This window comes from Raineyella fluvialis (genome assembly GCF_009646095.1).
Lineage (GTDB): Bacteria > Actinomycetota > Actinomycetes > Propionibacteriales > Propionibacteriaceae > Raineyella > Raineyella fluvialis.
This window is the reverse complement of the sequence record NZ_CP045725.1, coordinates 3,187,867-3,213,428: the sequence shown is the minus strand read 5'-3', so window position 1 is coordinate 3,213,428 and position 25,562 is coordinate 3,187,867. Positions and strand designations below refer to the sequence as shown.

General features: G+C 69.5%; 28 protein-coding genes and 1 pseudogene. 10 read left to right on the top strand and 19 right to left on the bottom strand.

Translation table 11 applies throughout. The annotated features are described in order from the left end of the window. Nucleotides 1–122 precede the first annotated feature (122 nt). Both Rai3103_RS14735 and Rai3103_RS18000 read left to right on the top strand, forming a co-directional pair. Entirely contained in the window at nt 123–1,325 is a 1,203-nt protein-coding gene (locus Rai3103_RS14735) for a YeiH family protein (RefSeq protein ID WP_228488959.1), read from the top strand. Continuing rightward, nucleotides 1,238–1,438 (top strand): hypothetical protein, encoded by a 201-nt coding sequence (locus Rai3103_RS18000; RefSeq protein ID WP_228488958.1) that lies wholly within the window; start codon nt 1,238–1,240, stop codon nt 1,436–1,438. The genes Rai3103_RS14735 and Rai3103_RS18000 overlap by 88 nt, the downstream gene beginning before the upstream one ends. Before the next feature lie 416 nt (nt 1,439–1,854). Here Rai3103_RS18000 and Rai3103_RS14730 read toward each other — a convergent pair whose 3' ends face one another. The 3 genes from Rai3103_RS14730 to Rai3103_RS14720 are packed head-to-tail and all read right to left on the bottom strand — an operon-like array spanning nt 1,855 to nt 5,076. Next, nucleotides 1,855–3,174: a sugar ABC transporter permease gene (locus Rai3103_RS14730; protein ID WP_228488957.1), complete on the bottom strand. Its 1,320-nt coding sequence runs from the start codon at nt 3,172–3,174 to the stop codon at nt 1,855–1,857. Then, nucleotides 3,171–3,959 carry an ATP-binding cassette domain-containing protein gene (locus tag Rai3103_RS14725; RefSeq protein WP_153573210.1) on the bottom strand — a complete coding sequence of 263 codons (789 nt, stop codon included), beginning with the start codon at nt 3,957–3,959 and terminating at the stop codon, nt 3,171–3,173. Before Rai3103_RS14725 ends, Rai3103_RS14730 begins: the two co-directional genes overlap by 4 nt. Before the next feature lie 31 nt (nt 3,960–3,990). Then, entirely contained in the window at nt 3,991–5,076 is a 1,086-nt protein-coding gene (locus Rai3103_RS14720; RefSeq protein ID WP_153573209.1) for a sugar ABC transporter substrate-binding protein, read from the bottom strand. A gap of 175 nt (nt 5,077–5,251) precedes the next feature. Between Rai3103_RS14720 and Rai3103_RS14715 the strand changes: the two genes are divergently transcribed. Next, the gene (locus tag Rai3103_RS14715) at nt 5,252–7,429 is read left to right on the top strand and encodes an ATP-dependent DNA ligase (protein ID WP_153573208.1); all 2,178 of its coding nucleotides are present in this window, start codon (nt 5,252–5,254) and stop codon (nt 7,427–7,429) included. On the opposite strand, the gene Rai3103_RS14710 is transcribed toward Rai3103_RS14715, so the two are convergent. Next, nucleotides 7,399–7,905 (bottom strand): alpha/beta hydrolase family protein, encoded by a 507-nt coding sequence (locus Rai3103_RS14710; RefSeq protein ID WP_228488956.1) that lies wholly within the window; start codon nt 7,903–7,905, stop codon nt 7,399–7,401. The genes Rai3103_RS14715 and Rai3103_RS14710 overlap by 31 nt on opposite strands. A gap of 360 nt (nt 7,906–8,265) precedes the next feature. On the opposite strand from Rai3103_RS14710, the gene Rai3103_RS14705 reads away from it, so the two are divergent. Next, on the top strand, nt 8,266–9,099 hold the full coding sequence (locus Rai3103_RS14705; RefSeq protein ID WP_153573207.1) for a ZIP family metal transporter: 834 nt from the start codon (nt 8,266–8,268) through the stop codon (nt 9,097–9,099). Between the two features lie 92 nt (nt 9,100–9,191). On the opposite strand, the gene Rai3103_RS18625 is transcribed toward Rai3103_RS14705, so the two are convergent. The 4 genes from Rai3103_RS18625 to Rai3103_RS14690 form a co-directional block, all read right to left on the bottom strand. Further along, a complete protein-coding gene (locus Rai3103_RS18625; RefSeq protein WP_277872982.1) occupies nt 9,192–9,320 on the bottom strand; it encodes a hypothetical protein in 129 nt (42 codons plus the stop codon). A 65-nt stretch (nt 9,321–9,385) separates the two neighbouring features. Continuing rightward, nucleotides 9,386–9,832, bottom strand: a complete 447-nt coding sequence (locus Rai3103_RS14700; RefSeq protein WP_194793168.1) for a TetR/AcrR family transcriptional regulator — start codon at nt 9,830–9,832, stop codon at nt 9,386–9,388. Nucleotides 9,833–10,037: 205 nt separating this feature from the next. After that, nucleotides 10,038–11,402, bottom strand: coding sequence for an MFS transporter (locus Rai3103_RS14695; RefSeq protein WP_228488955.1), 1,365 nt, complete (start codon nt 11,400–11,402; stop codon nt 10,038–10,040). Between the two features lie 159 nt (nt 11,403–11,561). Beyond that, entirely contained in the window at nt 11,562–11,870 is a 309-nt protein-coding gene (locus Rai3103_RS14690; protein WP_153573204.1) for a DUF4342 domain-containing protein, read from the bottom strand. 64 nt (nt 11,871–11,934) lie between these two features. Here Rai3103_RS14690 and Rai3103_RS14685 point away from each other — a divergent pair, with 64 nt between their 5' ends. Beyond that, nucleotides 11,935–13,347: an amino acid permease gene (locus Rai3103_RS14685; RefSeq protein WP_228488954.1), complete on the top strand. Its 1,413-nt coding sequence runs from the start codon at nt 11,935–11,937 to the stop codon at nt 13,345–13,347. Between the two features lie 47 nt (nt 13,348–13,394). Then, nucleotides 13,395–14,072, top strand: a complete 678-nt coding sequence (locus tag Rai3103_RS14680) for a hypothetical protein (RefSeq protein WP_228488953.1) — start codon at nt 13,395–13,397, stop codon at nt 14,070–14,072. An 8-nt stretch (nt 14,073–14,080) separates the two neighbouring features. On the opposite strand, the gene Rai3103_RS14675 is transcribed toward Rai3103_RS14680, so the two are convergent. Continuing rightward, on the bottom strand, nt 14,081–14,704 hold the full coding sequence (locus Rai3103_RS14675; protein ID WP_153573202.1) for a TetR/AcrR family transcriptional regulator: 624 nt from the start codon (nt 14,702–14,704) through the stop codon (nt 14,081–14,083). A 62-nt stretch (nt 14,705–14,766) separates the two neighbouring features. Here Rai3103_RS14675 and Rai3103_RS14670 point away from each other — a divergent pair, with 62 nt between their 5' ends. Then, nucleotides 14,767–15,831: a flavin-containing monooxygenase gene (locus Rai3103_RS14670; protein ID WP_153573201.1), complete on the top strand. Its 1,065-nt coding sequence runs from the start codon at nt 14,767–14,769 to the stop codon at nt 15,829–15,831. 55 nt (nt 15,832–15,886) lie between these two features. Here Rai3103_RS14670 and Rai3103_RS14665 read toward each other — a convergent pair whose 3' ends face one another. Next, nucleotides 15,887–16,357: a DUF1810 domain-containing protein gene (locus tag Rai3103_RS14665; RefSeq protein WP_153573200.1), complete on the bottom strand. Its 471-nt coding sequence runs from the start codon at nt 16,355–16,357 to the stop codon at nt 15,887–15,889. Nucleotides 16,358–16,454: 97 nt separating this feature from the next. Between Rai3103_RS14665 and Rai3103_RS14660 the strand changes: the two genes are divergently transcribed. Continuing rightward, the gene (locus Rai3103_RS14660; RefSeq protein WP_153573199.1) at nt 16,455–16,835 is read left to right on the top strand and encodes a hypothetical protein; all 381 of its coding nucleotides are present in this window, start codon (nt 16,455–16,457) and stop codon (nt 16,833–16,835) included. 9 nt (nt 16,836–16,844) lie between these two features. On the opposite strand, the gene Rai3103_RS14655 is transcribed toward Rai3103_RS14660, so the two are convergent. The 3 genes from Rai3103_RS14655 to Rai3103_RS14645 form a co-directional block, all read right to left on the bottom strand. Then, nucleotides 16,845–18,152: a chloride channel protein gene (locus tag Rai3103_RS14655; protein ID WP_153573198.1), complete on the bottom strand. Its 1,308-nt coding sequence runs from the start codon at nt 18,150–18,152 to the stop codon at nt 16,845–16,847. Between the two features lie 49 nt (nt 18,153–18,201). Then, the gene (locus tag Rai3103_RS14650; RefSeq protein WP_194793167.1) at nt 18,202–18,588 is read right to left on the bottom strand and encodes a PAS domain S-box protein; all 387 of its coding nucleotides are present in this window, start codon (nt 18,586–18,588) and stop codon (nt 18,202–18,204) included. Nucleotides 18,589–18,771: 183 nt separating this feature from the next. Further along, the gene (locus tag Rai3103_RS14645) at nt 18,772–19,236 is read right to left on the bottom strand and encodes a hypothetical protein (protein WP_153573196.1); all 465 of its coding nucleotides are present in this window, start codon (nt 19,234–19,236) and stop codon (nt 18,772–18,774) included. Nucleotides 19,237–19,290: 54 nt separating this feature from the next. Between Rai3103_RS14645 and arfB the strand changes: the two genes are divergently transcribed. Together arfB and Rai3103_RS14635 are read left to right on the top strand one after the other, a co-directional pair. Continuing rightward, nucleotides 19,291–19,743: an alternative ribosome rescue aminoacyl-tRNA hydrolase ArfB gene (gene arfB / locus Rai3103_RS14640; RefSeq protein ID WP_153573195.1), complete on the top strand. Its 453-nt coding sequence runs from the start codon at nt 19,291–19,293 to the stop codon at nt 19,741–19,743. A 94-nt stretch (nt 19,744–19,837) separates the two neighbouring features. Continuing rightward, the gene (locus Rai3103_RS14635) at nt 19,838–20,281 is read left to right on the top strand and encodes an aromatic ring-opening dioxygenase LigA (RefSeq protein ID WP_153573194.1); all 444 of its coding nucleotides are present in this window, start codon (nt 19,838–19,840) and stop codon (nt 20,279–20,281) included. A gap of 57 nt (nt 20,282–20,338) precedes the next feature. Here Rai3103_RS14635 and Rai3103_RS18820 read toward each other — a convergent pair whose 3' ends face one another. The 6 genes and pseudogenes from Rai3103_RS18820 to Rai3103_RS17075 form a co-directional block, all read right to left on the bottom strand. Beyond that, entirely contained in the window at nt 20,339–20,815 is a 477-nt protein-coding gene (locus Rai3103_RS18820) for an AAA family ATPase (protein WP_338420114.1), read from the bottom strand. 3 nt (nt 20,816–20,818) lie between these two features. Beyond that, a pseudogene (locus Rai3103_RS18815) lies at nt 20,819–21,130 on the bottom strand (ATP-binding cassette domain-containing protein); the annotation flags it as partial. Then, entirely contained in the window at nt 21,039–22,430 is a 1,392-nt protein-coding gene (locus tag Rai3103_RS17995) for an ABC transporter permease (RefSeq protein WP_239022357.1), read from the bottom strand. The pseudogene Rai3103_RS18815 and the gene Rai3103_RS17995, both read right to left, overlap by 92 nt. Further along, complete coding sequence (locus Rai3103_RS14620) at nt 22,427–23,572, bottom strand: ABC transporter permease (RefSeq protein ID WP_153573191.1); 1,146 nt, start codon at nt 23,570–23,572, stop codon at nt 22,427–22,429. The genes Rai3103_RS17995 and Rai3103_RS14620 overlap by 4 nt, the downstream gene beginning before the upstream one ends. Beyond that, nucleotides 23,569–24,774: an ABC transporter ATP-binding protein gene (locus tag Rai3103_RS14615; protein ID WP_153573190.1), complete on the bottom strand. Its 1,206-nt coding sequence runs from the start codon at nt 24,772–24,774 to the stop codon at nt 23,569–23,571. Before Rai3103_RS14615 ends, Rai3103_RS14620 begins: the two co-directional genes overlap by 4 nt. Continuing rightward, on the bottom strand, nt 24,771–25,562 hold the full coding sequence (locus tag Rai3103_RS17075; protein WP_194793166.1) for an HlyD family secretion protein: 792 nt from the start codon (nt 25,560–25,562) through the stop codon (nt 24,771–24,773). Before Rai3103_RS17075 ends, Rai3103_RS14615 begins: the two co-directional genes overlap by 4 nt.

Here is a 25,562-nt window from a genome sequence, read left to right as displayed (position 1 = left end):
CGCGTCATCGGTGCCGCCAAGAAACGGAGACCTCCATGCCCGGTTCCCCCGACATCACTGCCAGTGGTCGCTCCTCGTCCGATCGGGCGCCCGAGCAGGTTGCGTCCGACAGCCGCTCCCCGATGCTACGCAGCGAGGACTGGTGGTCCGTATGGGTGGGCCTGTTCCTCGTCGCCCTCGCGCTGCTGGCCTGGGCGGCTGGGGGCAGCCTCGCCGCCGTCGCCCCGCAGCTCCCGAAATGGGGCTCCTTCGGCACCCTCGGGACCCAACTGGGTGCCCGGCTGGTGCCGATCATCGCCCTGTTCGTCGTACTCGGGGCCCTCTTCACCGTCGTCGCCCGCTTCCTGCGGCTCCGGCTGCTTGCGTTCGTCGCCGGATTCGCCGCCCTCTTCGTGGCCGCTGTGGTCATCAACATCGTGGCTACCTGGACCTGGGCGGCCGCCTACAACCTCGAGGCGCCCCTCGTCGCGCTGGCCCTGGGCCTGTTGGTCGGCAATGTCGCTCCCCTGCCTGCCTGGCTCGATTCGGCATTGCGGACCGAGCTCTACGTGAAGGTCGGCATCGTGCTCCTCGGCGCCACCCTGCCGCTCACCCTGATCGTCAAAGCCGGTCCGGTGGCCTTCGCGCAAGCCACGGTGATCGCCTTGGCGACGTTCCTCGTCATCTACTTCGTCGGCACCAGGCTGCTCGGCCTCGACCGGCGCTTCGCCGCCACTCTGGGTGCCGGCGGCTCGATCTGCGGCGTTTCGGCGTCGATAGCGGTCGGCTCGTCGGTCAAGGCGAAGAAGGAGCACGTCTCGGTCTCCATCTCGCTGGTCGTCGTCTGGGCGGTGGCGGCGATCTTCCTGCTCACCGCGGTGGCCAAGGCCCTGGGCCTGCCGGCGGGAGTGGCCGGCGCCTGGATCGGCTCGTCCGAGTTCGCCGATGCTGCCGGCATCACCGCCGCCAGCGCCTTCGGCGACCAGGGACTGGCCGCCTTCACGCTGGTCAAGGTCGTCGGCCGCGACATCTTCATCGGGATCTGGAGCCTGGTCCTGGCCCTCATCGCCATCACCTATTGGGAGCACCGAGCCGAGCCCGACGCCGCGGATGCCCCGGCCGGACGTCCCCGGGTGGATGTCGCCCAGATATGGCACCGGTTCCCCAAGTTCGTCCTCGGCTTCTTCGTCGCCTCCATCGCTGTCACCGCGCTCATCCTCCTGGCGGGACCTCCCAGTCGAAGGCGATCACCACCGACGTGGTCAATCCGATCAAGGACATCCGCACCTGGGTCTTCACGTTCACCTTCCTCTCCATCGGCCTCACCACACGTTTTCGTGCCCTGACCTCGGTCGGGTGGCGTCCGCTGGCGGCCTTCAGCGCCGGTGCGGTCGTCAACATCGTGCTCGGGTTCGTCCTCTCGGCCGGCCTGCTGGCCGGCTTCTGGTCCTCCCTCTGAGCCGGGTATGCGACCCGAGAACACCGTCTGCCTGGCCCGCACCATCGTCACTCTCGACCTCGTCATCGACGGAGAACGCGGCGAGGCCGACGCAGCCGGGCTCGTCGCCGACCTGGCGGCGACGCGATCGCGATTCGCGGGCATCGAGGACGTCGTGACCCGACTCGCGCAGGCCGTCCCCGACCTGCGGATCCGCCGTACCCGGGGGCTGTCGAACTCTCGACGTATGTCGCCGACGTCGCCGACGTCGAGGCGATCCTCCTCGCGTCCGGGATCGGTCCGCGCGCAGCTCGGGTGGACGTCGAGTACGCCAGGAAATGGGGCCTCCTGTAGATGGCACCGCATGCACGGTCCCCCCACGGCAGGCTCGTCGGCCGACGTGGGGGGACCGTGCAGCTAGGCGGCGCCGGGTGCGCTCAGGCGCGGCCTGCCCGCGCCCGGCGGCGCCGGGTGGTCGAGTCGATGATGACCGCGAGCAGGGTGACCAGGCCGGTGATGATGAACCGGATGGCGGAGTTGAGGTTCAACAGGTCGAGGCCGTTGCTGATCGACTGGATCACGAAGATGCCCAGCAGCGCCGAGTAGGCCGAGCCACGCCCACCGAAGAGGCTGGTGCCGCCGATGACCGCTGCCGCGATGGCGTTCAGGTTGACGTCACCGGCGCCGGTGCTCTGGTTGGCCGCCGACAGACGGGACGCGAGGAGGACGCCCCCCAGTCCGGCGAAGGTCGAGCAGGTCACGAACACCGTCAGGTAGACCCGGCGCACGTTGATGCCGGACCGACGGGCGGCCTCGATGTTGCCACCGACAGCCATGATGGTGCGCCCCCACTTCGTCCGCCTGATCACGAAGTCCATCACCGCGACCACCAGGACGAACAGGACGAACATCAGCGGGACCCCGCGGTCACGGTTCAGCACGAAGGCGACGATCGCCAGGCCGAGCGCAAGGAGCACCGCCCGCCCGTAGATGATGCTCCCGGGCAGCGTCGACAGCCCGGCGCTCGCGCGCGTCCGGTTGTTCGTCAGGCCGGCCGCCAGGACAACCACCGCGGACACCAGGGCGACGACATAGCCGCCCCAGGAGGGGAGGAACGTGCCGTTGGCGAACTGGACGAGGCCGGAGTTGAACGGGAGATTCACCGTGCCCTCATTGCCGAGGACGAGCAACTGCACGCCCAGGAACGCGAGCAGGCCCGCCAGGGTGATGACGAAACTCGGCACCCCGAACCTGTTGAACACCACGCCGTAGACCAGGCCGATGACCGTCCCGCACAGCACCGCGAACAGGGCGGCGACCAGCATCGGCCAGCCCTTGTTGACGAAGGTGACGGCGACAACCGCCGCGGTCAGCCCGGAGACGGATCCGACCGACAGGTCGATCTCGCCCAGCAGCAGGACGAAGACGATGCCGAGGGAGAGGATCCCGATCGGAACCAGCTGGATCGTCAGGTTGACCAGGTTCTGCGGCGAGATGAAGACAGGAGCCTTGATCGAGAAGATGATCCAGATCAGGACCAGGCCGATCACCACCGGCATGGACCCGAGATCGCCGGCACGTAGCCGCACACCTTGGGCCTTCACCCACCCCTTCAGGCCCTCTTCCTGGATCAACCGTTCGTCCTGCAGGTCAGCGGACAACACGGCCGGTGGAAGTTCCCCCGGCATCTCGCCGACGTCTTTGCGAGGGACCTGCCGCGCGGCTCGCCTCGCCTGCCCGGGTTTGTCGATGCTCATTGCCCACTCCCTTCCTGGGTGGGTGCGGAGGGCCGGCGGGTGTTGTCGACGGCTCCGGTGATGGCGGCGATGATCTGCTCCACGTTCGTGTCGGCGACCCGGTACTCTCCGTTGTTCCGCCCGAGCCGCAGGACGACGACCCGGTCGGCGACGGCCATCACGTCGGCCATGTTGTGGCTGATCAGGATCACTGCCAGCCCGCGCTCGCGGAGCCGGCGGATCAGGTTGAGCACCTCGGCGGTCTGCGCCACACCCAGGGCGGCGGTCGGCTCGTCGAGGATGACGAGATGCGGCTCGCCGAGGAGAGCGCGGGCGATGGCGACTGTCTGGCGCTGGCCGCCGGACATGCTCGCGACGGCGATGCGTACGGAGGGGATCTTCGCGCTCAGTTCCCGGAGCAGGCCCCAGGACCGCTTCTCCATCGTCACCTCGTCCAGCACAGTGCCACGGGTGACTTCGCTGCCGAGGAAAAGGTTGGACACCACGTCGAGGTTGTCGCACAGCGCGAGGTCCTGGTACACGGTGGCGATCCCCAGCGCCTGCGCCTGGGCCGGGGAGGTGATGTGCACCTCCTTGCCGTTGATCAGGATGTGGCCCGTGTCGGCGGTGTGGACGCCGGCGACCGCCTTGATCAGCGTCGACTTGCCGGCGCCGTTGTCACCCACGAGGGCCACCACCTCCCCCGCCCGGACATGGAGTTCGATGTCGCTCAGCACCTGAACGGCGCCGAATCGCTTGGAGATTCCCGTCATCGACAGGACATCGGGAGGGGAGGTGGTGGTCATGGTCGTCTGGCTCCTCTGGCCGTGGGGTCGGCTACTGGAGGCCGGCGGCCTTGCAGGCGTCGGCGTACTGCGGCGTGCAGATCTGCGGGATAGTCTCGAAGCCGTCCTTGACCACGGTGTCCTTGATGTTGGTCTTGGTCACCACGACCGGGGTGAGCAGAGTGGCAGGCACGCTGTCCTTGGTGGTCGCTGACGCCGGGGCCTTGCCGTTGGCGAGCAGCACCGCGTTCTTCGCGGCGTCGGATGCCTCGGGCTTGATCGCCTTGTAGACGGTCATCGCCTGGTCGCCCGCGACGATCCGCTGGATGCCGGTCAGTTCGGCGTCCTGACCGGTCACCGGGACCATCGGGTTCACACCGCCGGACTTGAGCGCGGTGATCACACCGCCCGCCGTGCCGTCGTTGGCCGCGTACACCCCGACGAGGTTCGGCTTCACCGAGGAGAGTTGGCTCTCCATGAAGGACTGGGCCTTGTCCGGGCTCCAGTCGGGGGTGTCGTACTCGGCCTTGATGGTGAAGCCGGAGGAGTCGAGCACGCTGTGCGCGCCCTTCTTGAAGTCAGCCGCATTGGCATCGGTGGGCGAGCCGTTGACCATCACCAGATCGCCGGAGGTCTTCCCCGACTTCTTGAGAATGTCGACCAGCGTCGTTCCCTGCAGTTGGCCGACCTTCTGGTTGTCGAACGACACGTAGTAATCGGCACCTGCGACGAAGCGGTCGTAGGCCAGGACCTTGACGCCCTTGGCCTTGGCCTCGTTGACGATGGTCACCGCGGACTTGCCGTCGACGGCATCGAGGACGAGGACCTTGGCGCCCTGGGTCATCGCCGACTCGGCCTGCTGCTGCTGCTTCGCGGCATCCTGGTTGGCGTTGTTGTAGATCAGGGTGCAGCCGGAGCACTCGCCCTTGAGCGCCTCCTCGAAGTACGGCTTGTCGAAGGTCTCGTAACGTGTCGTCTTCGTCTCCGGCAGGAGGAGCGCGATCTTCGCCCCGCCGCCGGCGCCCGGGGAACTCCCGCCTCCCGACGTGGACTGATTGCCGCCACAGCCGGCGAGTGTTACCAGCGACAGCCCGGCGGCCATTCCCAAGGCCGCCAGTCGGGTCATCCGAGTGTTCATTCGAACTCCTCTATCCGGGAAGAGCGAGCGGCCCCGTTGCCGACGCTCCGTACCATTCAAGAACGTTTGTGCCCATTGCGTGTGGCGGTTGACACAATCGATGCCCGATTGTCAGTACTTCGGTGAATTGGGCGCGGCAGAGACGGCGAAAAGCGGGCGTGATTAGGCTGGCCTTATGAGCGAGACGACCGTCCTGTCGGTCCCCGGTCCCCACGGTGTCCGCAAGGTGACACTGACGAACCCTGGCAAGGTGCTCTGGCCCGCCACCGGGTTCCCCAGTGGTGCCGGGCTGACCAAGCGGGAGTTGGCCGACTACCTGCTGACCGTGGCCGAGCCCTTCCTCCGGCTCAACGGCGACCGGCCGATGACCCTTCAGCGGTTTCCGGAAGGGATCGATGGCGAGGAGTTCTTCTCCAAGAGGCCACCGCAGGGCACCCCCGACTTCTTCCGTACGGTCACCTGCACCTACCCGTCACGACGTCGTCACGACCAGTTGGTGTTCGACGAGCCGGCCGCGCTCGCCTGGGCCGCGCAGATGAGCACGATCACCTTCCACCCCTGGCCGGTGCGGACGGCTGACCTGAACAACCCCGACGAACTGCGCATCGACCTCGACCCCCAGCCGGGGCGGAACTTCCGTGATGCCGTCGAGGCGGCGACCGCGTTGCGGGAGGTGATGGCCGAGGTCGGCCTCACGGCGTACGCCAAGAGTTCGGGCAACCGCGGCGTGCACGTCTATGCCCGCATCCGCCCAGACCACGAGTTCCAGGTGGTCCGGCACGGCGTCATCGGCATCGCCCGGGAGTTGGAGCGTCGGCTGCCCGACCTGGTCACCACCTCCTGGTGGAAGGAAGAGCGTGGCGAGCGCATCTTCGTCGACTTCAACCAGGCCAACCGCGATCGTACGATCGCCGCTGCCTACAGCCCGCGGCCGTTGCCGACGGCAACCGTCTCGACCCCGCTGACCTGGCCGGAACTGGTGGACGCCGCGCCGACAGACTTCACGGTGCGGACGGTCCCGGACCTGCTGGCGGACCGACCCTGCCCGTGGGCGTCCATGGACGAGCACGTCGGTGATCTCGGGCCGGCTCTGGCGCTCTGGGAGGCCGACCTGGAACGCGGGCTGGGCGAGCTCAACTTCCCGCCCGACTACCCGAAGATGCCGGGTGAGCCGCCACGCGTCCCGCCCAGCAAGCGCCGTGCCGACCGGGCGGACGCCGACTACCTCGCCCCGAAGGCGGAGCGTGACGCCGAGTGGGGAACGCCGATCACGCCGCCGTACGGTCCGATGCTGGCGAAGCCCGTGAAGGACCTGCCGAAGGGCGAGATGATCTTCGAACCCAAGTGGGACGGCTTCCGGTCGATCATCTGGCGCTCCGGCGACCGGGTGGAGATCGGCAGCCGCAACGAACGGCCGATGACGCGCTACTTCCCCGAGGTGGTCGAGGCCGTGCTGGCGAACTTCCCCGACCACTCCTGCCTGGACGGCGAGATCATCATGGTCGATCCCGCCACAGGTGACCGGCTCAACTTCGACCTCCTGCAGCAGCGGATCCACCCGGCCGCCTCCCGGATCCGCAAGCTCGCCAAGGAGACGCCCGCCAGCTTCGTCGCCTTCGATCTGCTGGCGCTGGGGCCCGTCGACTACACGGTGAGACCGTTCGCCGAGCGTCGGGCCGCCCTGGAGGAGGCGTTGCGGGACGCGGCCCCGCCGATCCACCTCACCGCCGCGACGCGGGACCGGGACCTGGCCCGCCAGTGGTTCACCACCTTCGAGGGGGCCGGTCTCGACGGTGTGATGGCCAAGCCGGTCGACCTGCTCTACCAGGAGGACAAGCGGGTCATGTTCAAGATCAAGCACGAACGGACGGCCGACTGCGTCGTCGCCGGCTACCGGCTCTACAAGGATCGCCAGGACGCGGTGGGGTCGCTGCTCCTCGGCCTCTACGACGACGAAGGGTCCCTCCACCACGTCGGCGTCATCGGCGCCTTCCCGCTCGCACGACGCGAGGAGCTCTTCGCGGAACTCCAACCGCTGGTGACCACCTTCGAGGGCCATCCCTGGGCCTGGCAACAACCGGAGGAGAATCTGCCGGACAATCGCGACGCGGAGACTCCCCGCTCGCCCATGGCGGCCATGGGGTCACGCTGGAACGCGCGCAAGGATCTGTCCTTCACTCCGCTGCGACCCGAACGGGTGGTCGAGGTGCGCTACGACCACATGGAGGGCCCGCGCTTCCGCCACACCGCCCAGTGGGTGCGCTGGCGCGAGGATCGTACGCCGGAGTCGTGCACGTACGCCCAGCTGGAGGAGCCGGTGAGCTACGACCTCGCTGACGTCCTGGGCAGTTGACCCCCGCCGGTCACGGCCGACACGAACCGGGCCACCGGCTCCACGATCGCAGCGGCGCGGGCCGTGGGGTCGTCAGCCTTGCGGGTGGGACCGAGGCCGTGGACGGCACCAGCCACGTTCACGACGTCACGCCCCGGGAACGCTCGCCGCACTTCGTCGCTGGTGCCGAAAGGATCACGTTCGCCCTGGACGATGAGTACCGGGCCCTCGACCGCGTCCAGCTCGGCGGCTCGCGACGAGGCGGGACGGCCCGGCGGGTGCAGCGGGAAGGCCAGGGCCACGACCCCGCGCGCCGGCGACGCGAAGCATCGGCAGGCGACCCGGGCCCCTGCACTGCGCCCGCCCACCACCAGCGGGATGTCGGGCCAGCGGTCGGTGATCGTTTTCAGTGCCGACTGCCATGCCGAGTCGAGTTGCTTGGCCGGTCCGGCGACTCGTCGTCCCGCTGTGCGCCAGGGCTGCTCGAAACGGAGCACCGTGACGCCGAGTGGGGCAGGGTGGCGGCCAGGGCAGCGAGGTCGAACGCCTCCACGCCACCCCCCGCTCCGTGGCCGAGAAGGAGCAGCGCCCGCGGGGTGGGGCCGGGTCGACCACAAGGCGTCCGAGTCCGACGGGCGTGTCCACGTCGAGCGTCGCCGGTCGAGGTGCCATGTCGCTCACCTCCGCCTTTCGCTGACTTCACCGGGCAGCGCCGGTCGGCCGCCCGTGAGTGCCACGATAGAACCAGGTGCGCGGCGGGCGTTTCCTGAGCCGGCACTCAGGGATGGGCAACCGAAAGCAAGTGAGGTTAGGTTAACCTCACCTCATTGTCATCGTCCTCGACATCGGAGAGTTCCATGAGCACCACTGACGTGGTCATCCTCGGGCTGGTCGCCGGAGTGACCATCTTCCTGGGTCTGCCGCTCGGCCGGATCAAGGCCGCACTGCCTCGCACCAGGGTCCTGCTCAACGCACTGGCGACCGGCATCCTGCTCTTCCTGCTGTGGGACGTGTTGACCCATGCCTGGGAACCCATCGACAATGGCCTCGGCGACAAGGACGTCGCGGCGGTTGTCGGTGCGGGCACCGTCTTCGTGGTCGGATTGGTCGTCGGCCTTCTGGGCCTGGTCTACTTCGACCGATGGATGGGCTCGCGCTCGTCGAGGGTGGTGGCCCGTCCTGACGGCCCGGGGGCGGCGACTGCCGGATCGGCGACGACCCTCGGTCATGCCTCCGGAGCGCAGACCCTCTCACTGATGATCGCCACGGGTATCGGTCTGCACAACTTCGCCGAAGGGCTTGCCATCGGCAACAGCGCCGCCACCGGGGCTACGGAGCTCGCCGTCCTGCTGGTGATCGGGTTCGCTCTGCACAACGGCACTGAAGGGTTCGGGATCGTCGCCCCGATGGCCGCCGCCTCCGAACGTCCTTCCTGGGGCTACCTCGGGCTCCTCGGTCTCATCGGCGGTGGCCCCACCTTCCTCGGCACCCTGGTCGGCCAGCAGTTCACCAACGACCTGGTCAGCGTCGCCTTCCTCACCCTGGCCGGAGGCTCGATCCTGTACGTGGTGATCGAGCTGCTCGCCGTCGCACGTCGGCAGAAGATGAAGGTGCTCACCACCTGGGGCGTGGTCATCGGGCTGCTGTTCGGGTTCGCGACCGACGCAGTCGTCACCCTCGCCGGTGCCTGATCGTCCGCAGCGTCACCTCGTCGTACGACCCCATCGGTCGGGCCTCCGGTAGCCCGATCGGTGGGGTCTTCCGTCGTCAGGACAAGCTGCGGTCAACGGCTCGGCGGTCGCAGGCCGTACGCCGCCTCGATCACCAGGGAGGCGACGAGCCGCTCGACCGCCTTGCTGAGTTCTTCGGCGGGATCGCCGGAGCGGCTGGTTCCGGTGAGTTCGGCCGTCACCGGTGCCGTACGTTCCGCGGCGGCCGACCACCAGGTCGGAGGATTCTGGGGTGCGGTGACCGACGCTACCGCGGCGTACCCCGGACCAGGAGGTCCAGCTGGCACGCGATGCCGAGCGGGTCCGCCACCCCCGCTCCTGCCAGACCCGCGACGAGTGACTCCTGCCAGGCGATCCCGTCGGGCCCGCGTGGTGTCGTTCGGAGCCCGACATCCGTCAGCCACGGATGGCTGCGCACTGAGCGCCAGCGAGCCTCCACCCACGTACGGACGAGGTCGGCCAGGGTCCCGGTCAGGTGCGGCGCCGGGCCGATGGCGACGTCGACCATCAACTCGAGCAGGGTGTCCTTGGCGTCGACGTAGCGATAGAGAGCTGTGGTTGTCAGGCCCAGATCCTTCGCCACCGCCTGCAGGGTCACCCGCTCCAGGCCCTGCTCGTCCGCGAGCCGGATGCCGGCGCGCGCCACCTCGACGAGGCTGAAGCGAGGTTTCGGGCCGGGGGAATCGGCCGTCATCCCCCACAAGGTGGCGAGTGCGGCCCATGATCGATCCTGACCACTGTGCACGACGTTCACCCTAGCGGAGACCATCTGTGAACATGATTCACGGAGGTCGCTCAAACAGTGAATGAGGTTCACCACTGGATCGCATGGGTGTGAATGTCATTCACTCAAAGGGTTCGGTCGGGCTCCTCAGCCCGAGCCGGCATGGCCCGCCTGCTCAGGCTTCGCTGCCCGGCACTCCCCCACGGGACCGTCCCGAGGCCCGGCCCAGCCCGAACCAACTGACCAGTCCGCCGAGGACGAGCAGTGCAGCGGTGATGTATGTCGCCCGTCGATAGCCGGCGGTGAGCAACACCGGATTCCGGTAGTCGCCACCGGTCAGCCCCACGATGGCGGGAAGGGCGGCGACGGCCAGGAGCGTCCCGGTACGGGCGACGGCGTTGTTGATGGCACTCGCCGCCCCGGCGAGCCGGTCGGGGGCCGCGGCCAGGACGGCCGCAGTGAGTGGTGAGACCAACAGGGCCAGACCGAGCCCGAAGACCGTGGTGGCCGAGAGGACCAGTGCCCACCCGGATCCCTCGCCGACGAGGGAGAGCAGCAGGACGCCGACGGCACAGACCATCGGACCGAGCGTCATCGGCAGGCGTGGCCCGATGCGCTGGGCGAGCACGGCCGCCCGCGAGGACAGTGCCAGGAGGACCGCAGTGATCGGCAGGGTCGCCAGGCCGGAATCACGCGGTGAGAAGCGGGCGCTGGTCTGCAACTGCAGCACGAGGAAGAACATCGTCACCCCCAGTGCGCCGTAGACGAGGAACGTCATCAGGTTGGCCGCCGAGAAGACGCGGGACCGGAAGAGCGAGAAGGGCACCAGGGGGTACGCCGCGCGTCGTTCGACGGCCACGAAGGCGAGCGTGCCGCCGAGCACGATGCCGGCGGCGAGCAGGACCATCGCCACCGGGGCCTGCCCTCCGTCGATCAGCGCCCAGGTGAGTGCGGCCAGGACCACGGCCGTGAGCACGGTGCCGGCCAGGTCGAAGGCCTCGCCCGCCTCCTCGTCGCGGCTTTCGGGCACCACGGCCAGGCCGCCGGCCACGACGACCACGCACAAGGGGACGTTGATGAGGAATACCACCGGCCAGCCGAAGCGGGCCAGCACCCAGCCACCGATGAACGGCCCGGCGGCGCCGGCGATGCCCGAGACTCCCGCCCAGGTGCCGATGGCGGAGGCTCGGTCGTCCCGGTGGAACGAGCTCTGGATGATCGCCAGGCCACCCGGCGTGAGCAGGGCGCCGCCCATCCCCTGGAGGATCCGTGCGGCGACCAGCCAGGCCGTCGTGGGAGCCAACGCACACCCGAGTGAGGCGAGGGCGAACCAGGTGACGCCGATCAGGTAGAACCGGCGTCGCCCATACCGGTCCCCCAGACTCCCACCGACGAGGATCAGCGAGGCCAGCGCGAGGATGTAGCCGTTGCTGACCCACTGGAGGCCGCCCAGTGAACTGCCGAGTTGCCGGCCGATGGTCGGCAGCGCGATGTTGACGACGGTGACGTCGAGCAGGGCGACGCCCGATCCGAGAGTCACGGTGGCGAGGGTGAGTAACCCGCGCCGGGATCGCCGGCGGAGCGGCTCAGCGGCTCCGACCGTTTCCCCGCGTCCCTGGGGCTGCGCCACGGACCCAGTCTTCGCCGTCGGGGCAGCGCTGGCAAGGTCAGGTGGGTGCCCCTCAGCAGATGCAGTGGGTCACCGCGATGTCGGATCCTCGTGCGGCGGGTCGTGGTGGGGGCCCCGCTCACGTTCGATGTCCAGATGGACCTGGGCCAGGGTGCCCCCGATGGCCGCGACGGCTGCCAGCACCGGGGCGGTGAACACCGTCAGGGCGCCGCCGGCGAGGCCGATGGTGAGCGGGACGCTGAGGAGCTCGCGGCCCTCCGCGTTGCGGATGACGACGCGGCGAGCGTCGGCATCGGCGTAGAGCTTCTTGATGGTGAGGACCAGTTGGTCGCCGGTGACCTCGATCTGCTCGATGAACGTACGTGCGAGTCTGTCCATGAGGGGAACCTACCAAGGCGGGCCCGCTCCGGCTGGGGATCGGGAGAGGGCCTACGATTCCGGTGTGTTGCCCGATGCCCTTGCCCCCCTCGACGAGGCAGCAGCCCCTGAGGTCCACGACCACCTGCGGCGCAATCTGTCGAATCGCCACATCCAGCTGATCGCGATCGGCGGTGCGATCGGAACAGGGCTCTTCATGGGCTCCGGACGCACCATCGCCCTGGCCGGTCCGTCCATCCTGCTGGTGTACCTGGTCATCGGCATCATGCTCTTCTTCGTCATGCGGGCGATGGGTGAGCTGCTGTTGCACAACCTGGAGTACAAGTCCTTCCAGGACTTCGCCGGTGACCTCCTGGGTCCGTGGGCGGCGTTCGTCGTCGGCTGGACCTACTGGTTGTGCTGGATCTTCACCGGTATGGCGGACATCATCGCGGTCACCGGCTATTGGAAGTTCTGGGTGGGAGACCTGCCGACCGCCCTGGGCCTGACCGTCGCCACGCTCGGCGGTCTCCTCGTGCTCAATCTGCTGACGGTGAAGCTGTTCGGCGAGATCGAGTTCTGGTTCGCGCTGATCAAGGTCATCGCCATCGTGTCGCTCGTGGGCGCCGGGGCGCTGATGCTCACGACGGGCTTCACCTCACCCTCGGGGATCCAGGCCTCGCTCGCCAACCTGTGGCAGCACGGCGGCATGATGCCGACCGGATGGTCCGGGTTCTTCGCGGGCTTCCAGATCGCCACGTTCGCCTTCGTCGGCATCGAACTCGTCGGGGCCACCGCCGCCGAGACCCGCGACCCGCGGCGTACGTTGCCCCACGCCATCAACTCGATCCCGATCCGGGTGCTGCTGTTCTACGTCCTCGCCCTGGCGGCCATCATGATCGTCACGCCCTGGAGTATGGTCGACCCGGGGACGTCGCCCTTCGTGAACCTCTTCTCGCTGCTCGGCCTGGCCGGGGCCGCTGGGGTGATGAACTTCGTCGTCCTCACCTCCGCCGCCTCGGCCTGCAACAGCGGTATCTACTCGAGCTCCCGGATGCTCTACGGCCTCGCCCAGAAGGGTATGGCCCCCCGTCGGCTGGGTACGCTCAACCTGCGTGATGTCCCGGCGACGGGGCTGTGGGTGTCCGTCGTGCTCATCGGTGCCTCGATGGTGCTGACCGCCAACGAGTCGGTGATGGCGGCCTTCACGGTGGTGACGTCGGTCGCGGCGGTGCTGTTCATTGTGATCTGGAGCCTGATCATGGTCTGCTACCTGCGCTACCGCAGGGTGCGCCCGGAGGCGCACGCAACCTCGACGTTCCCGATGCCCGGGGGCCGGGTGATGCCCTGGGTCGTGCTCGCCTTCTTCGTGGTGGTCGTGGTGCTACTGATGCTGCGGCCCGAGACGCGTCAACCCCTGTTGGTCGCCCCGGTGTGGTTCGCGGCACTGGCGCTCGGCTGGCGGATCGTACGACGCCGCGGTGCGGCGAGACTCTGACTCGCACATACACCGGGTAGTGCCGGCCGGCGGTGGGAGGAGAAGTCGTGGTGCACGACGGCATCGGTCGCCTCGATCCAGGCGAGCAGCGGGCTCGGCGGGCCCGGCGTGGCACGGACACGTTCCGGCTGAGCCGCTGGGTCGGGTATGCGACCGCCGGTGAGGGCATCGGTTTCCTGGCTCCGACCGCCGGCTTCGCCCTCACCACCGGCCTGGGGACCGGCACCTGGGCGACGTTCGTGATCATGGTGGCCGCCGGGACCGTCGAGGGGGCGTGCCTGGGCGTCGGGCAGTCCCTGTCATTGCGCGGCACTGCCGTGGACCCGGGGCGACGGCGATGGACCGTCGCGACCGCGGTGGCTGCCGCTGTGGCCTGGATGATCGGGATGCTGCCGTCCACGCTGGCCGATCTGGGAGTGCGGTGGGATCCCGGCAGTCCTGGCGGTATCGCGGGGATCGGTGCCGGCGGGCTCCTGCTGCTGGCGTCCATTCCGACGGGCCAATGGATCGTGCTGCGCCGGACTCTCGGTCGGGCCTGGCGTTGGATCCCCCTCACCATGGCGGCCTGGCTCATCGGGCTGGTGTTCACCGTGTTGCCGTCCCCGTTCATCGATGCCGAGACCCCGGCTGCCGTCCTGTGGGTGGCGTACGCCGCCGCCGGAGTCGCGATGGCGGTGACGGTGGCAACGCTGACCGGGCTGGGCCTACGACGTCTGCTGCGCTGACGCCGCGATCAGCCGAGCAACGCCGTCAACCCGTACCGCAGCCAGGTGCCGTACGCATCCAGGGTCCAACCCCGGACGAGCACGAGTGCCCGATAGGCGTCCGGGTGGCCGAGAGCCCAGATGGCCGCTGCCGCTTCCTCATCCGTCACGGAGGACGTGAGACCGCCCAACTCCCTCGCCCGCGCGGCAGCCCCGACGTAGTTGGACAACCGTCGGTCGGCGCGGCGTCGCTCGAGGTCGGCGACCTCCTCATCGACCGCGGCGGCCTGCCGGATCACCGCCCACAAGGACGCCGTCCGCGGGTGGACGTCGATGAACCACTCCACCAGTAGGTCCACCATCGCCGGGACGTCCGGCGCATGGCGCGATCGTTCCTCCAGGAATTCCGGCACGAGTCGTGGCGATTCCGGGCCGGCGGCGACCAGATCGAGTACGGCGGACAGGACTGCGGCCTTGTTGCCCACCACGTTGTAGATCGTCTGGACCGACACTCCCGCGGCTGCGGCGATCGCGCTCACTGAGGTGGCCACGTAACCCGCGTCGAGGAAGAGTGTCCGCGCCGCGTCGGCGATCCGGGACCGGGTCAGGGCCGCTTGTGCCTGGCGGAGCGTTGAGGACTGTCTGGGAAGCACATTCTTAGACTATCACTCTATAGATTGGAATGCTATTCTGGTCACATCCACGAGGAGTGATCATGAACGACATCCAGCAGTTCGAAGCGATCGTCGTCGGCGGCGGGCAGGCAGGGTTGGCCACCAGCCACGAACTCACCGGGAGGGGCGTCCAGCACATCGTGCTGGAGGCTGACGAGAGGGTCGGTGACACCTGGCGCCGTCGGTACGACAGCCTGCGGCTGTTCACCCCCGTGCAGTACTCGGCACTGCCGGGGATGCCCCACCTGATGCCGCGTGGTGCACTGTTGACGAGGGGCGAATTCGCCGCCTACCTCGAGCGCTATGCCGAAACGCTGGGGCTCCCGCTCCGCACCGGGGTGAGGGTGCGGAGGGTCACGCGCACCCGGGACGGGTTCGACCTCGAGACCACTGCCGGACAGATGGCGGCTCGTTCCGTGGTCGTCGCCACTGGCTCCACCACCTCGCCGCGCATTCCCAGCGGTGCGGCCATGCTGGATCCGGCCATCGTGCAGGTGCACACCTCCGATTACCGCAACCCCGACACGGTGCCGTCCGGCGACGTGATCGTCGTGGGAGCCGGCACCTCGGGCGTCGACATCGCCGTGGAACTGGCCGGCGCCGGGCACCGCACCTGGCTGGCAGGGAATCCCACTCTGCAGATCCCTGAGGCGGCCCGACGCTTCGCCGGCCCCTTGCTGTGGGGCTTCCTCTACCACGTCATGACGTTGGACACTCCGGTGGGGCGGAGGGCGGCCGGACAGGCCGTGGCACACGGGGCTCCGCTGATGCGTCTGGGGATGAAGGACGTCGCCGAGGCGGGCATCGGCCGGCTTCCCCGATTCAGCGGCGTCCGGGACGGCCTGCCGTGGTTCGGCACGGACGAGGTCCTCACTCCTTCCAGCATCGTCTGGGCCACGGGATTCCGCATCGATGTCAGCTGGCTGCCGCCGCTGGAGACGGATCTGCACGGGAATCCCGTGACGGTACGAGGCATCGTCGAGGGCGTGCCGGGACTGACCTTCGTCGGATTGCCCTTCCAGTACTCGATCACGTCGCCGCTGATCGGCGGGGTCGGGCGGGATGCCGCCTACGTCGCCGATCGGGTGGCGGCACGACGGGGGTAACGGTGTCGGTGGGTCGGATGGGACTGACCTTCGTCGTCAGATCAGGCCGGTGCAGTCAGTCCGCCGGCGAGAACCCATGGTGTCCGGACTCGGCCAGCCCGAGGATCTTCAGGGTCTTCGGGTCACGGACGCCCTTGAAGTAGCGCTCGAGCACCTGACGGAAGACGGGGCCACCCGGGTTGGCCAGTTCGAAGAGTGTCATCGACGACCTGAGCTTCATGGCGTCGACCCGGCCCAGGAGGTGCTCGGCCGTGGTCGCCGGGCCGTCCTCGACGGCGCGCGCCGCTTCAATGAGTCGGTGTTCGAGGAGCGGGTGCTGGAGGTACGCACGGGCCTCGTCCAGGCCTGAGATGGCGTATTCCATTGCCGTCGGACTGTGGCCCAGGCCGGCGATCTGGGGGAACACGAACCACATCCAGTGGGTCGCCTTCTGGCCGTTGCGCAGCTCGGCCAGGGCCCGTTCGTACGTCCCGCCGGCCTGGGCGCGGACGAAGCGATCCAGGTCGTACGGATCAGTGGCAGCCATGAGGCAATTCTGCCTGCCGCAGCCGCTTCGCACCGGCGATGCGGCCGGTCCCCGGAGCACCAGGAGAGGACGATACCCGCGGGGGTATCATGTCGGCGTGGCCACTCCCCCGCACATTCGCTCGGCCGCGGGCGCCATCGACGAGGTGCTCACCCGCGTCCGGGCCGCCCGCGAATCGGCTGCCGAGACCATGGCCCGGCTCGGCGGTGGCACCTCCGCCTGCGCCCTGGCCCGCGACGGCCAGTCGTTCCCAGCCTACAAATACCACGAGGGTCGTGCTGCCGCGTACGGCACGATCATCCGACGGTTGCGGCTCGTCAATGCCCCCGGTGCCCGGGTCGTGCTCGAGGCGCTGTGCGGTGAGTGGCGTGACGAGGTCGAGCGGCGTGACGGTCAGGACCCGGACTGGCGGGCGTACGCCGCCGGCGGCCTGGATGCCGCAGAGACCGCCCTGGGGTGGCTGTCCAGCGCTGAGTGACGCCCGCGATCAGGCTGTTGGGTCGCTTCCGCTGAATTGGGCCCGGGTTCTGGGGCGACGCACCTGCCGGATCCCCCCGGCGGTCCACGCCGCGGCGTACGCGACGACCACCAGGAGCGGCACCGTCCACCAGGGGGCGGCGGTGAGCTCCCAGGCCATTGCCGCCGCGAACAGCGGGGCCCGCTGGGTGACGGCCAGCACGCCGGCCGCTGCGACTAGCCCCCAGACCGGGACCGATGCCTCTCCGCCCCAGGCCCGGACCACGGCGGCGGCGCATCCCCCAGCGGCCGCCCCGGTCGCCAGCGCCGGCGTGAGCAGGCCACCCACGGCCCCGGATCGTACGTAGAGAGTGGTGACCAGGGGCTTCAGCACCAGCAGGAACGCGAGGGTGAGGATCGATCCCTGGCCGGCGAAGACCAGTTCCATGATGTCCTTCCCGTTGCCGGGCAACGCCGGCAGTGGCACCGACAGCAGGCCGAGCACCGCCCCGGCGATCGCGATGGCGACGGGCAGCCGCCAGCCGACTCCTGGTCGCAGCCACTCAGCCATCGCCCGCAGGGCCTCGAAGCCCAGCCCGATCAAGGCTGTCAGGGGGATAGCGGCCAGGGCCCACGCCGCCGCGGGCAGGTCCGGCGGGGCCGAGGGGAAGACGTACGTTGCCCGGAGCCCGACCACGGGCCACGCCACCACGGTGGCGATCAGCGACATCACGGCGGCGATCAGCATTCCGGCCGGTCGGCGGACCCGCAGGATCTCCACCGAGAACAGCGCTCCGGCGAGTGGGACGTTGTAGACCGCGGCCAGCCCGGCACCCGCCGCGGTGGCGAGCAGCGTACGGGCCAGGGTGGCGTCCACGCCGAGTCGCCGGCTGATGAACTGCGCCAGTACGGCAGCGGTCTGACGCGGTGCTCCCTCCCGACCGATGGACCCGCCGGAGCCGACCAGCAGCACCTGCAGGAGCGCATCGGCGGTGGTCCGCAGCACCCCCATCCGGCGGCCGGGGTCGCTGAGCGCGGCACGGACCCGCACGATCGCCCCGCCGCGTCGCAGCCCCCACCACCCCAGGCCGGCCAGGAGTCCCCCGGCCGTCGGGGCGACGACGCGCCGCCAGGCGGGGACTCGCAGGATCTGCTCCGCCGAGGCGGCGCCGGGGCCGTACGCGAGGGCCCCGACACCGTTGAGGAGCAGCACCATGGCGGCACCGACGAGGCCTGCCGCAACGCCGGAGAGCACCACTGCCGTTGCCGCGATGCCCACCCTGCGAGCCGGGTGCGGCGCGCCGACGGGATCTGCGGCGGCGCCCCCGTCCTGGGTCATCAGCCACGTCCCTTCCGTCCCGGAGTCCCTCAGGACGTGGCCGGGCTGTTCATTCCTTCACGTACTCGCGGGCGACCGCCACCGCCCCGACGGCGGCACCATCGGCTCCGTTGATGACCGCAAAGGTCATCGTGACATACACCTTGCCGCCATCGGCGGTCACGCCGCGGGTGCGGCGCGGCTTGCCGTCCGACGCCAGGTGACCGGTCGCCATCGCCGCGTCGAAGCCGTGCTCGTGAGCCTCCCGCAGCCGCTCGGGGATGATGATCTCCACGTTCTGCCCGATGGCCTGCTCGGCGGTGAAGCCGAACAGTGCGGTGGCCTGCTCGTTCCACAGCTGGATGATGCCGGCAGGGTCGATGACGATAATCCCGTCACCGGCCTGGTCCAGGGCGGCGGCGGCCAGTTCGGTCATCGTCTCGGTCGACTCGCTCATCAGTGGTCCTCTCGTCGCCCGGTGCCGGGCGGTGGTGTGGTCGCGACGGTGTCCTGGGCCAGGCCACGTTCCGCGGTGACCTGGGCATGCCATAACAACGGCAGCAGTGTATTAATCACGGTGGTCGTCGGGTCAAGGCCTATCCCGCGGACAGGCTCTGCGGGCATGGAGGTCGTGGGCGGCTCAGCGGTCCAGGACGCAGTTGGCGCAGCCGCTCCCACAGCAGTCCCGGTCCGGCGACGAGAGGTCGTAGACGAGCCGGGCGAGGCGGCGTTCGAGGTTCTTGCGGAGGCCCTTCACCCGGTGCCACTCGTCTGGGGCGTCCTCGGGAGTCTCGATCGGCCAGACTTCCACGGAGGGCCGGATCCCGACCGGCAAGGGCACGAACCCCTGGGCGTTGCGGAATCCGAGCACGATCACCCGCCCGTGGTGGTCGAACTCCTCCGGCTCCATCGGCCGGGGAGCCAGCAGGGGCACGGGTCGGCGCGACGTGTCCATCGCCTCACGGACCTCCGGACTGACCTCGTCGCAGGGGTAGAAGCAGGCGGCATCGGAGGAGAAGAGGCCCTCGGAGCGGCTGCGCGCCAACCCCTCGGCGAGTTGGGCGACTCCCAGTGAGTCCAGACCCACGAAACACACGGTGGCCATCGCTGGCACCTCCTCCCTCCCCAGCTTAGGTCCGGCCGGGAGGACACTGGTCGCATGGAAGACCTTGTCGTGGCGCCCGGGCCGGGCCTGCCCCGAGGCCTGGTCATCCCCGGCGACCTGCTCCGCGAACGCTTCTCGCACGCCTCCGGACCAGGCGGACAAGGGGTGAACACCGCTGATTCACGCGTGCAACTGGGCCTGGACCTTGCTGACCTTCAGGCACTCGGCGTGGCCGAGGCCCAATTGGAGCGGGCCCTCACACGACTCGAGGGACGGGTCACCGGGACGATCGTGGCGGTGGATGCGGCGGAGTTCCGCTCCCAGTACCGCAATCGCAAGGCGGCCCGGGAGCGTCTGGCCGGTCTGCTGCGCTCTGCCCTGCTCGCGCCGCCGCCACCCCGGCGCCCCACTCGCCCGACCAAGGCGTCGAAGCGCCGCCGGCTCGAGGCCAAGCAGCGGCGCGCAGACGTGAAACGCGGTCGCGCGCGTCCCTCGACGGACGACTGAGCCTGACGTGCCTGCCTCCTTCACAGCCTGGGCACAGGGATGCCGGGGCTAGGCTGGCGATGCTCGTCCTCCCCAATGCAGATCGGAGTCCCTGATGGGAAACGCCCTTGCCCGCGTGGTCCTGCGACTGGCCAGCCCCGTCCTGATCAGCGCCGGTGGTGCCGCCTGGTACGTCATCACCGAGCAGCTCAAGGCCCAGAAGATTGAGGTACATCCCGACTCGCCGCAGTTCAAGGGCAAGCCGGTCGCCGACCCGATCACCGCCTTCGCCCAGGCCGCGGTGATCGAGAAGCACGCGCTCCACATGGGTGGCGGCCGCACCTTCGCCGAGATCAGCGAGGAGTGGATGGAGGCCAACGCCGCCGGTGACACCGAGCGTGCCGAGGAACTGGCCGGGACCCGGGAGACCGTCATGCAGGCCAACCTGCTGCGCGCGTCGCTGTTCACCTCGGTGATCGCCTACGGCGTGTCCGCCCTGACGATGGGCATCGGCGTCCTCGCCTGGGCGACCGCCAGCGCCACCCGCACCACGAAGTGAGCCTCGGCCGGGCACGGCTCCGCCGAGGGCCGTGCCCGGCGACCACGGGACGGGCGGTCATCGTCCCGTCACGAGTCCGACGAACACATCCTCCAACGTCGGCTCAACAGCCCGGACAACCGCGTCGCCGTAACCGGCGTCCCGCAGGCGGTCCGCCAGGGCCTGCGGGTCGGTCCCGGGGCTGGTGACGCGCAGGGCACCCTCGGCAAGATGCACGTCGCGGACGTCGGCGGCGTCGTCCAGCCAGTCCTCCGCACCGTCCAGGTCGGCGCACCGCACCTCCAGGACGTCCGTCCCACCGGCGACCAGGTCGCGCGGTGGCCCATCGGCGACGATCCGCCCTCGATACATGAACGCGAGCCGGGTGCAGTTCGCCGCCTCATCCATGTAGTGGGTGGTGACGAACAACGTCACCCCGCGTCCGGCCAGGTCGTGGAGCAGGTCCCAGAACTGTCGTCTGGCGACCGGATCGACCCCGGAGGTCGGTTCGTCGAGGAAGAGCAGTTCCGGTTCGTGGATCGTCGCGGTGCCCAGGGCCAGCCGCTGGCGCCATCCGACCGACAGGTCCGCAGTGAGTTCTCCTTCCCGCCCGCGCAGATCCGCCATGTCGAGGACGTACTCGCGGCGTCGGGCGTACGTTTCCTTGGACAGACCGTGGACACCGGCGTAGAAGCGCATGTTCTCCTCGACGGTCAGGTCCTCGAACAGGCTGAAGCGCTGCGACATGTACCCGATCCTGCGGTGGATCGCGTCCGGATCACGCGCGACGTCGGTGCCGAGCACCCGGACCTGCCCGCCGCTGGGTGCCAAGGAACCGGTGAGGATCCTGATCGTCGTGGTCTTGCCCGAGCCGTTGGGGCCGAGGAACCCGAAGACCTCGCCGCGGCGGACCGCGAAGCTGATTCCGTCGACCGCGGTGAACGACCCGAAGTCGCGGCGCAGGTCGTCGACCCGTACGGCGACGGCGGGATCCTCGACGGGCTGAGGAGGCCGGCTGCGGCGGAACAGGGACATCAGGCCCCCGTAGCCGGCGGCGCACCGTGACCAGGGCCGCCCCGAAGATGAGCACGGCGAACCCGGCCAGCGCGAGGAGCGGGACCGCCAGCGCGGAGAACCCGGCGCCGTGGACGAACGCCCCCCGCATGACGGCCAGCACGTGGGTGAGCGGGATCGCGTACGCCACGGGCAGCAGGACCTTCGGCATGGACTCCAAGGGGAAGATGTAGCCGGACAGCAGCATGGCCGGCAGCAACAGGAACATCACCGTCTGCTGGGCCTGGTGACGGGTGCGGGAGACGACCGAGATCAGCAGGCCGAGTCCCAGGGCCGTCAGCATGAACAGCAGCAGACCCACCACCACGGCCAGCACCGCCACGACGTCGCCGTTGAACGGCACGCGGAACCAGGTCACCCCCACCACCGCTACGAGGCTGGCCTGGGCGAGCGCGACCAGGGTGTACGGGATCACCTTGCCGACCAGGTACTCGGTATGGGTGATCGGGGTGACGAACATCTGCTCCAGGGTGCCGGACTCACGTTCCTTGACCACGGCCTGGCTCATCACCACGGTGATGGAGATCATGCAGATGATGCCGATGAGGCCCGGCAGCATGCTGTTGAGGGCCCGGATCGAGGGGTTGTACTCCACACGGATCCGGGCGTCCAGGCCGGAGGCGGTCGTCGTGTCGACACCAGTGCCGGCGAGGCGACGGGCGTTGACCTGCTGGACGATCTGGGTCGCGTAGCTGAGTGCCACCCCGGAAGTCTGGCCGTCGGCACCGTCGACGATGACTCCGATCGGGGCGGTCTCGCCGCGGTCGAGGGCGGCCTGGGTGCCCTCGGGGACCACCACGGCGACCGCGATCGTTGCGCTGTCCATCAGGGGCCGGACTCCTGACTCGGTCATCGGGTGGGCGTCGATGGTGAAGTAGCCCGACGCGGTGAACGCGTCCTCGACCTGGCGCGACACGGCGCTGTGGTCAAGGTCGACCACCGCCGTGGGCAGATGGTTGACGTCGGCGGCGACCACGTAGCCGAACATGATGAGCTGGACCACCGGCATGGCGAAGATGATCCGCAGCAGCAGTGGGTCGCGGCGCAGCTGCTTGAACTCCTTCCAGACCAGCAGCCGGATCCGGGCCGGGCTCACGAGGTCCTCCGTCGGGAGAGGACCGTCGCCACCGTACCGACGAGGAGGGCGTAGCCGGCGAGCTGGACCAGCGGCTGCCACAGCTCGGCGAAGCCGGCGCCGCGCAGGAACACGCCGTGCGAGATCGACACCATGTAGCGGCCGGGGAAGGCATAGCTCAGCCAGCGCAGCCAGACCGGGATCGAGCCGAGCGGGAACGCCAGGCCCGAGAGCAGGAACGACGGCAGGAAGGCGATCATCAGCGCCAGCACGTTCGCGGTCTCCATCGAGGGACTGACCGCGGAGACGATCAGTCCCAGCGCGAGGCAGGCGAGGATGAAGACCGCCGACGCCACGCCGAGCAGCAGCACGCTGCCCCTCAGCGGAACCCCGAACACGCCCAGACCCAGCGCGACGATGATCGACAGGTCGAGGAAGGCCAGTAGCGTCCAGGGCAGCATCTTGCCGACCAGGAGTTCGGCGGGACGCAGCGGACTGACCTGCATCTGCTCGTAGGTGTGCAGGTCCCGCTCGCGGACCAGGCTGGTGGCCGTCTGCTGGACCGTCACGATCATGATGATCACCACCACCAGACCCGGGATCAGGAACAGCGAGGAGCGGCGCTCGGGGTTGTACCAGGTGCGGCTGCGTGGCTCCAGCAGCCCGATTCCCCCGGTCGTCGCGATGCCCTGCCGGTCGGCCCAGGCGGCCGTGAGCTGGGCGCCGTACCGGGCGTTCAGGGCGATCGCGTAGGCCTGTCCGATCCGGGCCGCCTGGACGTCCGCGCCGTCGACGAGCACGGCCACCTGCGCCTTCTCCCCGGCGGCCACGGCCCGGCCGAACCCCGCCGGGACGACGACAGCGGCTCGCACCCTGTTCTCCCGGAACAGGTCGTCGACCTGGGCCAGGCCGGTCGCTGACCCCTGCACGTCGAAGAAGCTGGACGCGCTGTAGGTGCGTACGTACGCCTGGCTGGCCGCCGAGTGGTCCTGGTCGACCACCACCGTCGGCAGGTTGTCCACGTCGAAGCTGATGGCGTACGCGAACAGCACCAGTTCGATGACCGGCAGCAACAGGACCACCGCCAGCGATCGTGGGTCGCGCACCAGGTGCCGGAACTCCTTGCGGGTGATGGCGCCCACCCTCGTCAGGCCCCCCGTCATCGTCCCGGCTCCGGGCCGCTCGAGCCGTCACCTGTCGCGGGGCCGTCGTCCCGCGGTGAGCGGGCCGCCTCGGCCAGCACCACGAAGGCGGCCTCCATGTCCGGGCGGACGACGGTGACGCCAGTGACGGTGACGCCGGCCGCCGCCAACGGCGGGTCGAGGGCCTCGGGGTCGAGACCGGGGTCGAGCAGCACACGGGCGACGTCCCCCCGCAGGTGGGCGGAGCGTACGCCGGGATGGCCGGTCAGCGCGGCGACCACCTCGCGAGGCGCACCCGCTCTGACCTCGCAGAGGGTGCCCGGGACGCGGGAGGTGATCTCTGCCGGTGTCCCGCGGGTGGTGATCCTCCCCGCGGCCATGAACGCCACGTCGGTGCAGCGTTCCGCCTCGTCCATGTACGGGGTGGCGACCAGGATGGTGGTGCCGGTGCGATGCAGGTCGGTGAGGATCCGCCAGAACTCCCGGCGCGAGACCGGGTCGACACCGGTCGTGGGTTCGTCGAGCAGCAACAGTTCGGGCTCGTGCATCAGGGTGGAGGCGAGCATGCACTTCTGCTTCATCCCACCGGACAGCTTGCCGAAGGCCCGCCCGGCGAACTCCCCCATGCCCATGCCCTCCAACAGGCGGGTACCCCGTTCCTTACGGCGCCGGGCGTCCACGCCGCGCAGCGTGGCGAAGAAGTCGAGGTTCTCCCGCACGCTGAGGTCGGGGTACATGAACGTCTGCTGCGACATGTAGCCGATCCGCGGCGTGACATCCCGCGGCCGGCGGGTCACCGAGGCGCCGCAGACCACCGCGTCACCGGCGTCGGGACGCAGCACCGTGGCCAGCAGGCGGAGCAACGTCGACTTGCCCGCACCGTCGGGACCCAGCAGGCCGAAGACGGACCCGGCGGCGATCTCGAGGTCCACCCCGTCGACGGCCGTGACGTCGCCGAACCTCCTGGTCAGCCCCTGTGCACTGATGGTGGCCAGGTCTGCGGGCCGAGCAGCGTCCGGCTGGTCCGGCCCGTCGCCAGCCCGCCGTCGTCCGCCGGGGCGGCGTGGTTCGGCGGCGCGGCGCGGCCCACTCTCCTCCCGAGGGTCGTACGAGCGGCGGGGCTCCTTCGTGTGCCGCGGATCGGGCGACTCGTGGGCCCTCGACAGGGCGTACGCCGGAGCGGCCCTTCGGGGGGCTCCGCCGGCGTGTCGGGGGACTGTCATCGGAGGGCCACGTCCACCGGCAGCCCGGCCTTGAGCGCGCCCGAGGTGTCGTCGATCCGGACCCGCACCTCGTACACCAGGGAGATGCGCTGGCTCTTGGTGACGATGTTGTGCGGGCTGAACTCGGGGTCGGTCGCGATCGTCGTGACGGTGCCGTGCCGCGTCGTCGCGTCGATGTCGGAGGTGATGTCGACCTGCTGACCGATGTGGGCCTCGCCCAGACGTGGTTCGGGCAGATAGATCCGCACGTACGGCTGGGTCGGGTCGACGACAGTCACCAACGTGCGTCCAGGAGCGGCGCTCTGCCCCACGTTGGTGCTCACCGTCGTGACGGTTCCGGCATGCGGCGCACGGACCGTGGTCTGGTCCCGCTGGACCTCGGCCAGGGAACGGGCGGCCTCGGCCTGCGTCTGTCGGGCCCTGGCGGCCTCGAGATCCGCGGCCGACACCTTGTCGTCCACCGCCTGGCGGACCGCGGCCTTGGCGGCCGTCACCGCCGCCTCGGCTTGGGTCACCTGCAGTGCCGAGGTCCGGTCATCCAGGCGAACCATCACGTCGCCCTCGGCGACGCGATCCCCCTCGGCGACCTTCACCTCGGTGACGCGACCCGCGGCCAGGGCGGCCACCTGGTAGGTGGTGGTCTCCACGATGCCGGTGAGGGCCTCGGAGGTGGTGGTCGACCGGCTGCGGCCCTGCCACCAGTACCAGCCGCCGACGCCGGCGGCGACGAGGACCAGGACCAGCACCAGCGGGATGAGGGCTTTCGGGGGTCGAGGCGAGCGCGCCAT

What these genes read in the sequence shown, in the direction of transcription:
- Rai3103_RS14735 (WP_228488959.1), top strand. Translation starts at nt 123, where the DNA reads ATGCTACGCAGCGAGGACTGGTGGTCCGTATGGGTGGGCCTGTTCCTC.
- Rai3103_RS14730 (WP_228488957.1), bottom strand. Translation starts at nt 3,174, where the DNA reads ATGAGCATCGACAAACCCGGGCAGGCGAGGCGAGCCGCGCGGCAGGTC.
- Rai3103_RS14725 (WP_153573210.1), bottom strand. Translation starts at nt 3,959, where the DNA reads ATGACCACCACCTCCCCTCCCGATGTCCTGTCGATGACGGGAATCTCC.
- Rai3103_RS14720 (WP_153573209.1), bottom strand. Translation starts at nt 5,076, where the DNA reads ATGAACACTCGGATGACCCGACTGGCGGCCTTGGGAATGGCCGCCGGG.
- Rai3103_RS14715 (WP_153573208.1), top strand. Translation starts at nt 5,252, where the DNA reads ATGAGCGAGACGACCGTCCTGTCGGTCCCCGGTCCCCACGGTGTCCGC.
- Rai3103_RS14705 (WP_153573207.1), top strand. Translation starts at nt 8,266, where the DNA reads ATGAGCACCACTGACGTGGTCATCCTCGGGCTGGTCGCCGGAGTGACC.
- Rai3103_RS14700 (WP_194793168.1), bottom strand. Translation starts at nt 9,832, where the DNA reads ATGACGGCCGATTCCCCCGGCCCGAAACCTCGCTTCAGCCTCGTCGAG.
- Rai3103_RS14690 (WP_153573204.1), bottom strand. Translation starts at nt 11,870, where the DNA reads ATGGACAGACTCGCACGTACGTTCATCGAGCAGATCGAGGTCACCGGC.
- Rai3103_RS14670 (WP_153573201.1), top strand. Translation starts at nt 14,767, where the DNA reads ATGAACGACATCCAGCAGTTCGAAGCGATCGTCGTCGGCGGCGGGCAG.
- Rai3103_RS14665 (WP_153573200.1), bottom strand. Translation starts at nt 16,357, where the DNA reads ATGGCTGCCACTGATCCGTACGACCTGGATCGCTTCGTCCGCGCCCAG.
- Rai3103_RS14655 (WP_153573198.1), bottom strand. Translation starts at nt 18,152, where the DNA reads ATGACCCAGGACGGGGGCGCCGCCGCAGATCCCGTCGGCGCGCCGCAC.
- Rai3103_RS14650 (WP_194793167.1), bottom strand. Translation starts at nt 18,588, where the DNA reads ATGAGCGAGTCGACCGAGACGATGACCGAACTGGCCGCCGCCGCCCTG.
- Rai3103_RS14645 (WP_153573196.1), bottom strand. Translation starts at nt 19,236, where the DNA reads ATGGCCACCGTGTGTTTCGTGGGTCTGGACTCACTGGGAGTCGCCCAA.
- arfB (WP_153573195.1), top strand. Translation starts at nt 19,291, where the DNA reads ATGGAAGACCTTGTCGTGGCGCCCGGGCCGGGCCTGCCCCGAGGCCTG.
- Rai3103_RS14635 (WP_153573194.1), top strand. Translation starts at nt 19,838, where the DNA reads ATGGGAAACGCCCTTGCCCGCGTGGTCCTGCGACTGGCCAGCCCCGTC.
- Rai3103_RS14620 (WP_153573191.1), bottom strand. Translation starts at nt 23,572, where the DNA reads ATGACGGGGGGCCTGACGAGGGTGGGCGCCATCACCCGCAAGGAGTTC.
- Rai3103_RS14615 (WP_153573190.1), bottom strand. Translation starts at nt 24,774, where the DNA reads ATGACAGTCCCCCGACACGCCGGCGGAGCCCCCCGAAGGGCCGCTCCG.
- Rai3103_RS17075 (WP_194793166.1), bottom strand. Translation starts at nt 25,562, where the DNA reads ATGGCGCGCTCGCCTCGACCCCCGAAAGCCCTCATCCCGCTGGTGCTG.